Source organism: Absicoccus sp., from assembly GCF_034090965.1.
Lineage (GTDB): Bacteria > Bacillota_I > Bacilli_A > Erysipelotrichales > Erysipelotrichaceae > Absicoccus > Absicoccus intestinalis.
Map to the genome: position 1 here is coordinate 1 of NZ_JAXDRQ010000059.1, position 15205 is coordinate 15205.

Consider the following 15205-nt stretch of genomic DNA (forward strand, 5'->3'; position numbering starts at 1 on the left):
GTTCTCTCATTTATGTTAAGATGGTTGTAGTTCATGGGATTCTCCTTGATAAATGTTTGTTTTCTCACTCACATTTTATCATTGAACCCATGGACTTTTTTAATTCTTATAGGCTGTTGCACTTATTATGATAATTTATCTTTTGAAAAGACCCTTACTTGGATTGTTTACCACGGATGCTCAAGTGATCTATTATGCCAATATTCGAATGGCCTATATTGCTTTATTGGAACCACTGACTTCCCTCTATGAAATTCCCGGTGGCAGCTTACGAGGCATTGGCCATTCCTTAGAACCCACGATTTTTACTTTGATTGGTTCTTGTGTCTTACGAATCGTATATATCAGTCTGGCTCATGCTGCCTTTGCCCATTTCTCTCAGGTCGTCATCATTTATCCCATTTCCTGGATCATTACAGGTTTGGCTGTCATTCTTTTATATTTTAAAGTAACCAAAGAAGAATATGTGGAGATGTAGTATAATAGCGCTATGAAATTATTCGCAACTGATTACGATGGAACGCTACTGGTTGATGGAAACATCAAAACAGAGGATCTTTCCAGCATCGATCAATGGAAAGCCAACGGTCATTTATTTGTGATCGATACCGGCCGTTCGATGGAATCCATACTCGAACAAGTTCAAAAATATCTATTGCCTGTTGATTATTTTATAACCAATAATGGTGGGATGGCTTTTGATGCCCAAAAGAATGAAATTTTCTCCACATATTTAGAGCCGATCCTAGCCGTTGATATCATGTATATGGCCAAAATGGTCGGTGGCATTGTCAGTTATGTTGTCAATGATGGGTTTTATCGCCATCGCATTCTTGTCAATGACCAACTCGAAGATAAACGATATCCCGACTTAGCTTGCGATATGAGTGAAGCACAACTCCATGCGCAAGGAAAATATGCACAAATTGTTTTGTCCATGGACACAAAAGAACAAGCCCTGCAATTAGAAAAACGGCTCAATGCCCATTTTTCAGATGGAATCGTAGCCTATGCCAATCAATATGTCGTCGATGTGGTCCCGAAAAATATTTCCAAAGCAACTGGTATTGCTCGTATTTGTGAAAGGCATCATATTGCGAAACAAGATGTATATACGCTTGGCGATGGCAACAACGATATTCCCCTGATCACATATGGTCTTCATGGAGCTGCCGTTTCCTGGGCAAGCAAAGATGTCCAGGCACACGCTTCACAAGTTGTCGATTCGATTGCTGAATTATTAGGTGGTGAATAAAATGAAATCAACATTAAAACGAACTTGGGCGGAAATTGATCTCGATGCCCTTGACTACAATTATCAAACCATTCGTTCACACATTGGTGCCAAGACCAAATTCTTAGGTGTGGTCAAAGCCGATGCTTATGGTCATGGTTCGGTTCAGATTGCCAGTCGTCTACAGGAATTAGGGGCTGATTATTTAGCCGTCAGCAGTATTGATGAAGCCATGGAATTGCGTTTCAATGGAATCACGATGCCAATCCTTATTTTGGGTCACACCCCCAAAGAACAAGTGGATCGTTTGATTTGTTTCAATATTACCCAAGCCGTCACTTGTAAAGCCAAAGCCGATGAATACAATGCCGAAGCGTTAAAATATGGTGGTACCTTAAAGGTCCACATCAAAGTGGACACCGGCATGTCTCGTTTGGGCTATTTATGTAACGATGAACATTTTGATAGCGGAATCGAAGGCATCGTTGAAGCTTGTCAATTACCCGGTTTACAAGCAGAAGGAATCTTTACCCATTTTGCGATGGCCGATGAAGAAGATTTAATGAGCCAAGCCTATACCCAAAAACAATTTGCCCTGTTTCAAAACGTGATCCATGCAGTAGAAACAAAATGGGGCCAAACCTTTTCTTTGCATCATTGTGCCAATACCGGAGCAACCGTCGATCATCCCGAAACGTATTTAGATATGGTCCGTCCTGGCTTATTGTTGTATGGATATGGTACCCATGCAAAAAAATGGCATCTCCAACCTTTAATGTCCTTAAAAACAGTGGTCAGCACCATTAAAGTCTATGATCCAGGTACCCATGTGAGTTATGGAGGAATCTACACAACCAACAAAAAGACGCGGATGGGCGTGATTCCCTATGGATATGCTGATGGTTTTTTGCGTTCGTTATCCAATCGTTGCCAATTGATGAGTGTTGATGGTCCTGTCCAACAGTGTGGTCGCATTTGTATGGATATGGCCATGATTGATTTGACCGATAAATGGAATGTCAAAGTTGGCAGTGAAATTGAAATATTTGGACCCCATCGATCTTTGGATGATTGGGCCGCCTTAGCTGGCACGATTCCCTATGAAATTGTTTGTGCCGTGAGTAAACGAGTACCTAGATTCTATCTACAAAGTGGCAAAATCATATCGAAAGAATTATTATTAAGAATGTAATGAAAATAGCAGAAACCCGTTTGATTCCCTATGGCTTTATCAAACAAGAGCATTCCTATGTGTATGTTTATCCCATCCTAGATCGTCAGTTTTCGGTTTGTATTCAAATCATCCACCAACAAATCAAAAGCCAGATCGTGGATAATGAAACACAAGAGCCTTATATTGTATGGAAGACCCATCCCGAAGGACGATTTGTTCAATCCGTACGATCTGCATATGATCAGGTAATGCATGATTTTTTTCAACATTGCTGCATAGTAGAAACCTATCGTTTTGCCCAAACCAATCGTATTGATGCCCAAATGCCCACTCAAGCTACTTTCCCTTTTCGAAAGTATCCTTCTTATGGTGCTTATAAAAGACATGGAAAATGGTATGCCCTCATCCAATGTATCGATAAAGAAAAATTGGGTATTGGCCAAGGACCCATTGAAATTATCAATGTGAAAGCAAACGCTTCCCAATGCCTTCATCGATTGGGCATTTATCCTGCATGGCATATGAACAAACAACATTGGATTTCTATTGGTTTGGATGATACGTTGACCGATGAAGAAATTCTTTCCTATATTCAAGATAGTTTCGATCGCACGGTATAAATATCGTGCGTTTTCATTTTATTTATGGCATACTTTTCATTGTTTAAGGAAGGAAAATTTTATGAAGAAAGAAACTTATGCAGATGCGAAAATTGAAAATGTATACAAGTTGGATGGGTATGTCCCCATCGCCAAGGCCATTCCATTTGGTCTCCAACATGTCTTAGCGATGTTTATTGCCAATGTCGCACCCTTGATCTTAATTGCGGGAGTTGCGGTATATAATGGGAAACCCTTTTCCAGTCTAGAGACGGCGCGCTTGATCCAAAATTGTATGTTGATTGCCGGTATTGGTACTTTGATCCAATTGTATCCATTGGGCCCTATTGGATCGGGACTTCCGGTCGTGATGGGATTGAGCTTTACTTTCTTAGCTGCGGCGATGAATGCAGCCAGTCAAGATTATGGATATATGGTCGGCGCCATCATTATTGGTGGTATTTTTGAAGGATTATTGGGATTAACCGCCAAATATTGGCGAAAATTCATCTCTCCTATGGTCGCTGCTTGCGTGGTTGTTTCCATTGGCTTAAGCATCCTCAATGTCGGCGTACAATCCTTTGGTTCGTCTGCCAAATACGATATGGGATCATGGCAAAACTTGTTGGTAGCCACCATTACTTTGATTTCAGCTTTGATCTTCCATATCAAATTAAAAGGTATCTTTAAACAAATGTATGTATTACTTGGCATGATGGTTGGCTATGTCGTGTCGATCTGTTTTGGGATGGTGAACTTTGCCGCTATGGGCAAGACCATTTCGGAAATGGGAATCGTTGCGATTCCGCAATTGTGTGCGTTTACGCCGAAATTCAATCTGAGCCATATCCTCTCTTTTTGTTTGATCTTTGTGGTTTCCGCCGTAGAAACCATTGGCGATACCACCGCAACCGCAAAAGAAGGCTTACATCGTGATGTAACCTCCAAAGAAATTTCGGGTTCCTTAGGTGTCGATGGTTTTATTTCTGCCGTTTCTGGAGGCATTTTTGGTTGTTCCCCAATTACTTCATTTAGCCAAAATGTGGGTTTGATTTCCATGACCCATGTCGTCAATCGTTTTTGTATTCTATTTGGCGCTTTGGCGATGATCTTAGGTGGTCTCTTCCCACCCATTGGTGCTTTCTTGACCACATTGCCAGATTGTGTATTGGGTGGTTGTACCGTCATCATGTTTGGTTCGATCTTCATGTCGGGCATTCGCATGATGCATGATGCGGGCATGGATAATCGCAACGTATTGATTGCGGCTACTTCCATTTGTCTAGGCGTTGGTGTGACCCAGGTCGATGGTTTCTTTGCCCACTTGCCTCATGTATTGGGCGATATCTTTGCGGGCAACATGGTGGCCGGTGTATTTGTGGTGGCTTTGGTCATGGATCTTTTTTTACCAAAAGACCTCAAATATTATGAAACCGATGTACCAAAGGGAGAATGATTTCTCTCTTTTTTTATGAATAGGCTATAATAAACATATGGCAAATGAGATTTATATTGAACGAAGCATGGATAGTCCCGCTTCCTTAACGAATTTATTAAAAGAAAAGGGCTACAAAGTAGAAAATCGAGTGATCGAAAAAAAGATCATTGAATCCAACTATACAATTTCGCATATCTTGGGTGTGCCGCTCGCAACCAAATTATTTTTTTATAAACGATTACGCATGGTGGAGGATCAACCAAAAGTTTTAGAAAAAACCTACATTAATTTGGATATTGTGCCTGGACTGGACAAAGTCGATCTCAATGATGTGGCCTTTTTGGATGTGATCGAGAAGAAATATGGTTATCACTTGGCATCCAATCAAGAAGAGATCTTGATCGTTTCCTGCAACGAAGAAGAAGCCCATTATCTCCATGTACCCCATGGACAGGACATTGTTTTGATCAAGGGCAATTCGTATTTAAATATCGGCAAGCCGTTTGAATACTATGAAATGGCAGCCATACCATCTTTTTTCCGATTTAGGAGCGTGATCCATCAATGAACAATCCACAAGCGTTGTATCAACAACTGATGCAAAGCATCAAACAAAAGATCATTCAAGGTGAACTGCAATTGGGAGATAAATTAGATTCGGAACGAAAGATGTCGGAAATGTATGGCATCAATCGCATGACGGTACGCAATGCCATCAAAAACTTAGAAAAAGAAGGAATTGTCACCAGTTATCGAGGCAAGGGAACCTTTGTCACGCAGATTCCTACGGTCCATGATCGTCTGCAACTGGGAGATGCCGAAAATATTTCTTTATCCGTCCAGATTCGCCAAAAGGGCATGAGTTCTTCTCGTCAGGTCATTTCTTTACAGGTGGTCGATGTCCCAGACGCCGCAAAAAGCTTTTTTTCTTGTACCAAAGTCTATGAACTCATTCGCATCTTTACGATCAATGATGAGCCGTATGCACTGCAAAAGACATATCTGCCCTATCCTTTATTTCATGATATGGATCGATTTGATTTTCAAACCTGTTCGTTATATGAATATATGGCCGACCATCACCATCCAACCATTACTCAAACATCGACTTTACGAATCACTTCCCTACCTTCTGCTTATCAGAAGATCATGGATGTGAAAACCGATGATCAATTGTTTTTATTTCAATATTATGGCTATGATCCACAAAAAGAACATGTGGAATATACCCTTTCTTACAACAAGCCCAAATATACTTGTTTCAAATTTGTACAAGATCATTCAAGAAAGTGAGAAACCATGAAACTACAATTTGCTTCCGATTATCAAGAAGGAGCCCATCCTCATATCATTCACCGATTGGTCCAAACCAATATGGATCAAACACCTGGTTATGGAACCGATGTGATTTGTGCATCTGCTAAAAAACGAATTCAGGCAGCTTGTCAATGCGATGCCGAAATTTATTTTTTAAGTGGTGGTACCCAAACCAATGCCACGATCATTTCGGCTTTATTGCCTTCCTATCAAGGCGTAATGGCACCGGATTCTGGTCATATCAGTGTCCATGAAGCGGGTGCCATTGAATTTGGCGGTCACAAAGTATTGCCAATTTCAAGTAGATGGGGCAAAATTACTGCTAATCAAATCGAACAATATCTCCAAAATTTTGAACAAGACTTAAATCATGAACACATGGTCATGCCCGGCATGGTGTATCTATCGCAACCCACTGAATTTGGTACGCTGTATTCCAAAGCGGAATTAAGCGAGATCTATCGGGTATGTCAAAAATATCATCTGCCTTTGTATATGGATGGAGCTCGTTTGGCTTATGCCTTGGCATCGAAACAAAATGACATATCTTTGCCCGAATTGGCTCAATTGTGTGATATTTTCTATATTGGTGGCACAAAATGCGGAGCCTTGATTGGTGAAGCTGTCGTCATGCCACATCCCCATTTGATTCCGCATTTTTTCACGATCCTCAAACAAAATGGTGCTTTATTGGCAAAAGGAAGACTATTGGGCATCCAATTTGATGAATTATTCAAAGAGGATCTATATCTACATATTGGATATGATGCCGATGTATATGCCCAACAAATCATCGATGCCCTAAAAACAAATGGCTATCAACTGTATTTAGAAACACCAACCAATCAAATTTTCTTTATTGTGGATAACACCTTATGGAATCGATTAAGCCAAAAAGTCAATTTAAGTTTCTGGGAACAAGTAGACAAGACCCATTGTATTGTACGCATTGCGACCAGTTGGGCCACGCAACAAAAAGATGTCGATGCACTGTGTCAACTTTTGAAAGAGATCCAACATGATTCGTAAAGCACAAATGATCGATCTAAATCAAATTTTCGATCTATATGTCATTGCTCGTCAATTTATGATCCAAACGGGCAATCCTTATCAATGGAAGGATGGCTATCCAGAAAAAAAGTTGTTGGCAAAAGACATTCAATGCCAACAACTCTATGTGTATGAAACCAATCAAATTCATGGTGTCTTTGCCTTGATCATCGGTGAAGATCCCACCTATGCATATATCGAACAAGGTCAATGGTTGGATGATTCGCCCTATGGCACCATTCATCGCATTGCCAGTGATGGCACCATTCATGGTTTCTTTGGACAAGTCATCGACTTTGCTTCCAACAAAATCGCACATTTACGGATCGATACCCATGCCGATAATGCGATCATGCAGCATGTGATTGGAAAGAATCAGTTCCAATATTGTGGTATCATCTATGTACGCGATCACCAACCTCGTTTAGCCTATGAACGCATCTAACGTCGATAAGAGTTCATCCAAACTAAAGAATAATTTCACACTCATTCCGATATACGAGAACAGCGGCACAGAAAGAATTCCCATTTGTGCAACTTGTTCTTTTTTTTTTCGATGGAAATGGATTCATATCCAACGTCTGGATGCGTTTTTAACCACTTTTGGATCTTATTTTGAATTGCTACAATTTGGATAATTTTTATCGTTTTTTTATATCTCCATGATGCACACCAAGCATCGTGATGGCAGCTAAGATCATACATACAAACGCATAAGGAAATAAGGTTTGATAGCCAACATGCTCTAATAAAAAGCCACTGGCAATAGGGGTAAATACCTGTGCTGCCATGGAAAACGTATAATACATTCCGGTAAACAGGCCAATATCCCCAGCTTGGCTCATTTCTACGACCATGGGATAGCTGTTGACATTAATGGCTGCCCAACCAATACCGACACACGCAAACCATATCATCATGATCTGCGAATAGGTACCCATAATAGTCGCCATGCCATAGGCCAACGTCATCGATCCAATGCCAAATAGGATCATTGATTTCCGCCCGATTTTTTGGGAAACATGACCAATCGGAAGATAGGATAAAACCGCCACGATCGTGCCAATCATCAAACAATCGGCATAGGCCCCATTTTGTAGATGCCAAACTTGTTGCGCATATCGAGAAAACGCTGTGGTAACGGCATTATAGGCACTGTACCAAAAAAAGACAGCCACCAATACATGGATCAACGATCGTTGCATCGCTTTTGGCATCTTCTTGCCTTTAGAAGCTTCCTTCGCTTTTTCTTCTTCCGTTTTGGGTTGGGTCCCCATTTCATCTATGAGCTTCTTTTCCGGAACCGTAAGAAAAAGAATCAAAATACTGACCATCATCAATAGCACTAAGGATAGGATCAATGGTCCATATTGATTCTTTTTTAAGAACACTTTGATCAAGACCAATGTACAAAAACAACCGAAAGCACCCATCAAATTGATGATGGCATTGCCTTGCGAACGAAGTGGGGCTGGGGTCAAATCGGCCATTAAGGAAACGGCCGGTGATCGATAGATGCCCATAGCCAAAAGCAACAACACCAAGCAGAAAAGGAACGGACCAAGCTGGCTAAGATGTCCTAAAATAAGCAAAAAGATACACGCCAGCAAATTGCCAATCAAAATAAAGGGCATGCGTTTGCCTATTCTTGTATGGGTATGATCGGACCAGCGACCAAAGAGGGGCAATAGAAAAAGGGCCAAAATATTATCCAGTGACATGACTAGACCGGTCATGGTTTCTTTCATGCCAAAGCTATTTTTTAATATTTTGGGAATTTCATTGTCGTAAAATTGCCAAAAGGCACAAATCGAAAAAAAAGCTAGCCCAATGCAGATGGTTCGTTGGGTGTTCAATCGCATATATGTATTATATCTTTCCTACATGTTTTTATACAAATGTTTCGTCAACAAGATGGCAACGATCATTCCCACCATTTCGCCCAAAGGAATCGCAAACCAAACATGAAGTTGAGAATGGATCAAAAACGCAAAAGGCAACGGAATGAGAAGGAAGCGAATCAAAGAAATGATCAGGGAATACTTGCCATTGCCTAAAGCTTGGCAAACGCCTTGTAAGATGATATTGGCCCCCGCAAAAAAGAAACCCCAGACAATGATGCGTAAGGCCCATACACAAAGGGCCATGGTCTCTTGGGAAACCGCAAAAATGGATACGATAGGTTCGGTCCATCCTTCCAATAGAATGACCCCGATTCCCATGATGACCATACTATCGATCAATGCCCAACGAATGGTCGAGCGAATGCGATCTTGCTTACCGGCTCCATAATTATAGGAAATAATTGGGATTGATGCATTATTCAGACCATAGGCAGGCATAAATACAAAGTTTTGTAGTTTATAATAGATGCCATAAGCGGTGATAGAGGCTTCGGAAATGCCTCCAAGAATCAAATTCATCGCATAGGACATGATAGGAACCAACAGTTGCATCATGATGGCAGGAACCCCCACACGATAGAGATTTCGCAATATATCGGCCTGAAGATGAAAATCCGACCCATGAATGGATAGGATGGGGTGTTTATTGACATAAAACAAACCTAAGCTGATCAGAGAAACAAATTGACCAATTACAGTGGCAATGGCAGCGCCTTTTACACCCATGACAGGTAGACCCAACCAACCATAGATCAAAATAGGATCTAAAACAATATTGGTGATGGCGCCGGCTAATTGGGTCATCATCGTAATCTTGGTTCGTCCGGTAGCCACTGTTATTTTTTCCAAACACATATATACCAATGTTCCTAAGGAAAAGATCGCAATGATTCGTAAATAATCGATTCCAAATTGGGCCACGATCGCATTCTCTGTTTGACTAGAAATAAACGCTTGGGTACCAAAAATTCCAAAAAGAAATAAGCCAACAAAATACAACAAGCTCATACAAAGCGCATTGCCTGCTGCATTTTCTGCTTTTCGTATTTCTTTCATCCCTAACAAACGGGAAATCAATGCATTGATGCCTACACCCGTCCCAACACCCAGTGCAATGATCAACATTTGAATGGGAAAGGCCATGGTCAATGCGTTGATGGCCATTTCGCCGGCATTGGCCATACCTTGTATTCAGGATACATAAAAGGTATCCACCACGTTATATAAAGCTTGTCCTAACATCGACAACATCATGGGCAGCCCCATATTTAAGAGCAATTGGGGAACCGGCATCGTTGCCATCTTATTTTTTTCCATTTTATCCCTCCATAAAAAAACCACAACACGTTGGCCTTCATTCGGGGATGAAGCGTCCACCAACGCATTGTGGTTTTGTTGCTCTTTTTATAACACAATTTATTTTGAATGGAAAGTCTTTTTCACGATAAATTATGCAGGTTGTTTCTTTACATATTTGCGATAAAGATACGCACTGATCACGACAATGATTACACAGAAGATGGTCAAGACCGTAAAGATCTGAAAGTATCCCGATGCACCAGAACTGCGATCCAGGATCGTACCAAAGGCCGTACTTAAGAACATATCTGGCAGATACCCAACAATGGAAGCAATACCAATGGCCGTACCGGCTACTTTGACCGGAATATTGATTTCATGCATGGTCGAAAACATGACCCCATATAAGCTCATACTGAATAGACCAGGAATCAAGGTCAAGATGGCAATCAATAGACTCGGTGCGCCAGTACCTACTAAGATCACAAGCAAGATCGATACGGCTAATAAAGCGCCGCCAAAACGGAACCAATTCAACGTAGAATGGAAGAGTTTATCCGCTAAGATGCCTCCCAATGGGGCTGCCACCAACATGACAACGTAGGTTCGTAAGATAGAACAAATACCGGCAATAGTATTGGAGAGACCAACAATATCGGTCAAATAGGGAGTGAAATACGAAGCGCAACTATAAACACCATAAATACAGAAGAACATGATCGAAACCAACCAAATCGATGGGTTCTTTAATACGGCCCCGACATCACTGAAATGGAACTTGTCTGCTTCAGCTGTTGATAGATCTTTATCCGTGGATCCTTCCATAAAGAGGCCTAACAAGATGGCAGCTAATAAAGTAAATACGGCCATAGACATAACAGCGGCAAAGAAGCCCATTTGTTCATTGGCATCCCCACCAAAGGCATTGTAGGCCCACAAGTTGATGGCAGCGACGATGGCTGCGGTCGTCCCATTGGCTGCATAATAGATGCCATACATACGTCCTTGTTCCGCATCGGTACCAATCATACGAATGGCTTTTAAAATAGCGGTCCAGAACACAAATCCAGAACAGATGGCCAACAACAACCAAATCACCAAGGCACAATGATACGTTGTTGCAGGAGAAAGATTGGCCATGATCAAGACCCCAAACAAAACCGTAAGAATGGTTTCTCCCAATAGAGATAAGATCAAAGCTTTTTTCGGATTGACTTTATCGGCTAAGATACCGCCAGGAATATATAAGATGACACAACCAATCGCATACATCGTCAGCAATAAACCCGATTGCGCATTACTGATATGTAAGACATGGATCAGTGGATCATAAAATACATATTTTAAATACGGGAAAATATAGATTGAACCTCCCGCCAGTCCTAAAATAATCAATGTTAAATATTTTCTAGCGTTTTTACTCATCATTCAATTCCTTCCTTTTTGAAAAATTTCAATGATTTCTTCTTTGGTCTTATCACCAAGATCTTCTTTCATCGCATGAACTACAGAAATCGAGAGAAGGATGGTGATAAAGATCAGCCAGAAACCAATATCGATCGCAAATTTCTGGATCAGGCTCAAACCGCCGACCAACGTCAAAGCAATCGCCAACACAAAGATGGCTATCGCCCAGCTAAAGCGGTTGTATAAATGAGGATCTCGATTGGGATCTAAATGTTTGGATGTGGCATTTCCCAACACCAAAGCGGTTGAATCAATCGTTGTTGCCAAAAAGACAAAGCACAATACAATGGTAACGACAATAAAGATCTTGGGAAATGGCAAGGTATGAAGGATGGCCAAGACAACCCCTTCATTGCCTTCTTTGGCAAGAATGGAAACCAGATTCACAACACCATGTCTTTGAAGATACAATGAATAGCCACCTAACAAGCCTAAAAACGTACAACAACCCAATGTTCCATAGACCATTTGTCCCAACAACACTTGTTTTAGAGTACGTCCTTGCGAGACTTTGGCAATAAAGATCCCCATGATGGGAATAAAAGTTAACCACCATCCCCAATAGAACATGGTCCATCCACTCACAAATTTTTTATCGCCAAAGGGATCGGTATAAAAAACCAATCGGGGCAATTTATCTAGATACAAACCAATGGTATTTAATTCCATACTGATCAAATCACCCAAAGGGGTGACGCAAACAAAGCCAGCAAGAAAGACACCAATAATGATCATATTCAAGTTGGTCAATTTACGAATGCCATTATTTAAGCCGCGAAATACGCTCCATCCAAAAATCGCAAACCAGACCGCAAACACAAAGATCTGCATTCCCATATTGGCTGGCAATCCCGTTAGATCCGCTATCAATTTGGACATGACCGGAACCCCCAAGCCTAGCGATGTCGTGATGGATGCAACGATCCCTAACACCACACAAATATCAATGATCTTGGCAAATATTGTATGGGTGAATGGCTCACCAAATAATGGTGTCATGGTATTGGAAATTTTTACATCTTTCGAATTGCGAATATACAACATATAACAAATGGCTGCAACGGCCGGTAGATAAAAGGCCCAAGCACTGAATCCCCAATGAAATTGGCCATACATATGCGCATATTCATAGGCCTTGGTGGACATGGCTTTGATGTGAAAAGGGGTGTCGGTCAAATAATACAAAGGTTCCGCAAACCCAAGAATGACCGTGCTGGATCCAGCCCCTGATGTGAAGATCATCGCGGCCCAGCTGAAGGTCGAAAAGCGGGGCTTTTCATCGGGTTTGCCTAATTTGATGTTGCCATATTTACTAAAGTACAAATAAAAGAACATACCGAAACAAATGACATTGACCAAGACATACATCCACCCCAATTTGCCAACGACAATTTGAAAAGCACCTTGAATAAAACCAATGATCACTTCGGGCCAAAAGGCCAATGTGAGCACGATCAGGGCAATCAGTCCCATGGCCGTAAAATAAACGACCTTGTCCATTTCTTTCAATGCTTCTCGCATGGATCTCACTCCTTTATTTTGCGAATTGTCTTACATCTACATCATTGACCATCTTAAATACTTTATCTTGTTGTCCAAGCAAGACATAACATAAGTTTTCGGCCGCAATTCGTTGACATTCATACAATGAAAAATCCGAATAGAAGGCCATGTGTGGGGTCAATATGACATCTTCTCGTCCCACAAGAGGACTCTTTTTCGTGTTTTCATTGGTTTCTTCGACCAACACATCCAGACCAGCTCCAAAGATCTGTCCATGATCTAATGCTTCCAATAAGGCATCTTCATCGATCATGGCACCTCGCGATACATTTACGATGATGGGTTTCTTTTTCATCATCGCAAAGGCTTCGCGATTCAACATATTGACATTTTTATCGGTCAATCGCATATGCACACTGATCACATCCGAAGTTTCAAATAACTCTTCTTTACTCACCAGCTTGACCCCTAAAGCCTGGGCCACTTCTGGCTTACAAGTCGGACTATAGGCAATCACATGCATGCCAAAGCCTTGGGCTCTTCGTGCCACCGCTTTACCAATCTTGCCTAGGCCAAGGATCCCAAAGGTCGATCCTTCCAAACGAATCATGCCTGAAGTGGAATTGTAGTCATAAACATGTTTGTATTCAATTTCTCGATCGTAGTGTTTTAATTTTCGAGCCACGGCCAACATCAAGGCCATCGAATGATCGGCAACTTCTTGGGTACAATATTCACCAATGACAGTAACGGCCGTGTTTTGTGCTTGCGCAGCATCCGCATCCACAAAGTTGTATCCCGTAGCTTCAATGGAAATTCCTTTTAAATGGGGATTGCTTTGAATGATCTCTTTGGGAAATTCCAAGTACGAAGTCAAGATCCCATCGACATCGGCAATCGCCTCTTTAAAGGCTTGTTCATTGCCTTCATGCACATAGAGAGAGATCTCGGTATCTTCACCAAGAAACTTTTTGAAAATATTTTTTTCAATATTTAAGTCTCGATTCAAAGGCTCCTTATAATCACAAATCGCAATTTTCATCGTTAGTCCCCCAATTTGTCAAAGGCCTCTTGAAGTTTGGCCAATACGACTTTATTTTGTTCCGTTGTGCCAATGGAAATACGCAAAAAATGATCGAATCCCCAACCTGTACAAGGACGAACAATGACACCATTTTGCAGCAAGATCTCAGCCACTTCATCCGCTGGATACGGACATTGAAAGAACACAAAGTTGGCTTGGGAATCAATCGGGGCACAACCCATCTTCGTTAATTCTTCATTCATCCATGTGCGATCTTTGATCATAAGATCGCCATATTTCTTTGGTTCTTCTGGATGTTCCATCAAAGCGACAGCACCAGCCAAGCCCATACGATTCGCATTAAATGGTTCACTGACCGTATCGTACCAATTGATGAATGCAGGATTAGCAACCAAATAACCAATACGACCACCTGCTAAACCATAATATTTTGAGAAGGTATGAATATTGATCACATTCTTACCGGCTTTGATATAGGGCATCAAATCCGGTAATAAGTCGGGATCGGTAAAATCGGCATAGGCTTCATCGACAACCAACCAGCATTTTTCTGGTAAGGCATCAATGAACGCACCAAATGTGTCTTTATCAATGACGGTTCCCGTTGGATTGTTGGGATTACAGATCCATACGATTTTGGTTTTGTCGGTCAATGCCTTCTTATAATCGGCAAGATCAATGGTGTAGTCTTCATTCAAAGGAATCTCAACCACTTTCGCTCCCATGATCTTGGAAATTTCCCGATACAAACGATAGGATTCTTTTGGCAACAAAACTTCATCGCCGTCTTCCAATAAGGTCTTGGCTACTTCATCCAAGACATTGCCGGCCCCATGACCAAGACTGACCCAGTCGCCATCCACACCAAATTTTTCACCAACCAATTCTTTTAAGCGAATATAGTTTTTTTCTGGATATATGTTCATACGGCCAATTTCGGCTTGCATCGCCTGCACAGCCACTGGATACGGCCCATATTGATTCTCATTGGAACCCAGTTTAATGACACTCGTTAAGCCATATTCCTCCATCACTTCATCCATACTTTTTCCAGATACATACTTTTCACAATCGTATGCGAATTTACGAATACCTTTTACCATTTTGTCTCCTTTTCTTTCTTTTGGAACACATTGAGATCTCGTACATGTGACCAAAAACAAAAAAAGGCGTCA

General features: G+C 41.3%; 16 protein-coding genes. 9 read left to right on the plus strand and 7 right to left on the minus strand.

The window, feature by feature from the left end:
- The first annotated feature begins 127 nt into the window (after window positions 1-127).
- The 9 genes from SOS22_RS08615 to SOS22_RS08655 all read left to right on the plus strand — a co-directional run bounded on the left by SOS22_RS08615 (window position 128) and on the right by SOS22_RS08655 (window position 7257).
- A complete protein-coding gene (locus SOS22_RS08615; RefSeq protein ID WP_320596939.1) occupies window positions 128-478 on the plus strand; it encodes an MATE family efflux transporter in 351 nt (116 codons plus the stop codon).
- Window positions 479-490: 12 nt separating this feature from the next.
- Window positions 491-1255, plus strand: coding sequence for an HAD family hydrolase (locus SOS22_RS08620; protein WP_320596940.1), 765 nt, complete (start codon window positions 491-493; stop codon window positions 1253-1255).
- A gap of 1 nt (window position 1256) precedes the next feature.
- Complete coding sequence (gene alr / locus SOS22_RS08625; protein WP_320596941.1) at window positions 1257-2426, plus strand: alanine racemase; 1170 nt, start codon at window positions 1257-1259, stop codon at window positions 2424-2426.
- Complete coding sequence (locus SOS22_RS08630) at window positions 2426-3028, plus strand: MmcQ/YjbR family DNA-binding protein (protein WP_320596942.1); 603 nt, start codon at window positions 2426-2428, stop codon at window positions 3026-3028. Before alr ends, SOS22_RS08630 begins: the two co-directional genes overlap by 1 nt.
- Window positions 3029-3089: 61 nt before the next feature.
- Window positions 3090-4463: a uracil-xanthine permease family protein gene (locus SOS22_RS08635; protein WP_320596943.1), complete on the plus strand. Its 1374-nt coding sequence runs from the start codon at window positions 3090-3092 to the stop codon at window positions 4461-4463.
- 37 nt (window positions 4464-4500) lie between these two features.
- On the plus strand, window positions 4501-5013 hold the full coding sequence (locus SOS22_RS08640; RefSeq protein ID WP_320325513.1) for a GntR family transcriptional regulator: 513 nt from the start codon (window positions 4501-4503) through the stop codon (window positions 5011-5013).
- Window positions 5010-5738 (plus strand): GntR family transcriptional regulator, encoded by a 729-nt coding sequence (locus SOS22_RS08645; protein ID WP_320325514.1) that lies wholly within the window; start codon window positions 5010-5012, stop codon window positions 5736-5738. Before SOS22_RS08640 ends, SOS22_RS08645 begins: the two co-directional genes overlap by 4 nt.
- 6 nt (window positions 5739-5744) lie before the next feature.
- On the plus strand, window positions 5745-6791 hold the full coding sequence (locus SOS22_RS08650) for a threonine aldolase family protein (RefSeq protein WP_320325515.1): 1047 nt from the start codon (window positions 5745-5747) through the stop codon (window positions 6789-6791).
- The gene (locus tag SOS22_RS08655) at window positions 6781-7257 is read left to right on the plus strand and encodes an N-acetyltransferase (RefSeq protein ID WP_320596944.1); all 477 of its coding nucleotides are present in this window, start codon (window positions 6781-6783) and stop codon (window positions 7255-7257) included. The genes SOS22_RS08650 and SOS22_RS08655 overlap by 11 nt, the downstream gene beginning before the upstream one ends.
- A 196-nt stretch (window positions 7258-7453) precedes the next feature.
- On the opposite strand, the gene SOS22_RS08660 is transcribed toward SOS22_RS08655, so the two are convergent.
- The 7 genes from SOS22_RS08660 to hisC all read right to left on the minus strand — a co-directional run bounded on the left by SOS22_RS08660 (window position 7454) and on the right by hisC (window position 15133).
- Entirely contained in the window at window positions 7454-8674 is a 1221-nt protein-coding gene (locus tag SOS22_RS08660; protein WP_320596945.1) for an MFS transporter, read from the minus strand.
- Between the two features lie 18 nt (window positions 8675-8692).
- Window positions 8693-9898, minus strand: coding sequence for an MATE family efflux transporter (locus tag SOS22_RS08665; RefSeq protein WP_320596946.1), 1206 nt, complete (start codon window positions 9896-9898; stop codon window positions 8693-8695).
- A 9-nt stretch (window positions 9899-9907) separates the two neighbouring features.
- Entirely contained in the window at window positions 9908-10033 is a 126-nt protein-coding gene (locus tag SOS22_RS08670) for a hypothetical protein (protein ID WP_320596947.1), read from the minus strand.
- A 132-nt stretch (window positions 10034-10165) separates the two neighbouring features.
- Window positions 10166-11443: an MFS transporter gene (locus SOS22_RS08675; protein WP_320325519.1), complete on the minus strand. Its 1278-nt coding sequence runs from the start codon at window positions 11441-11443 to the stop codon at window positions 10166-10168.
- Window positions 11444-13003: a BCCT family transporter gene (locus SOS22_RS08680; RefSeq protein ID WP_320596948.1), complete on the minus strand. Its 1560-nt coding sequence runs from the start codon at window positions 13001-13003 to the stop codon at window positions 11444-11446. It abuts the gene before it with no gap.
- A gap of 13 nt (window positions 13004-13016) precedes the next feature.
- Entirely contained in the window at window positions 13017-14027 is a 1011-nt protein-coding gene (locus tag SOS22_RS08685; RefSeq protein ID WP_320325521.1) for an NAD(P)-dependent oxidoreductase, read from the minus strand.
- Window positions 14028-14029: 2 nt separating this feature from the next.
- Entirely contained in the window at window positions 14030-15133 is a 1104-nt protein-coding gene (gene hisC, locus SOS22_RS08690) for a histidinol-phosphate transaminase (protein ID WP_320325522.1), read from the minus strand.
- Window positions 15134-15205 lie beyond the last annotated feature (72 nt).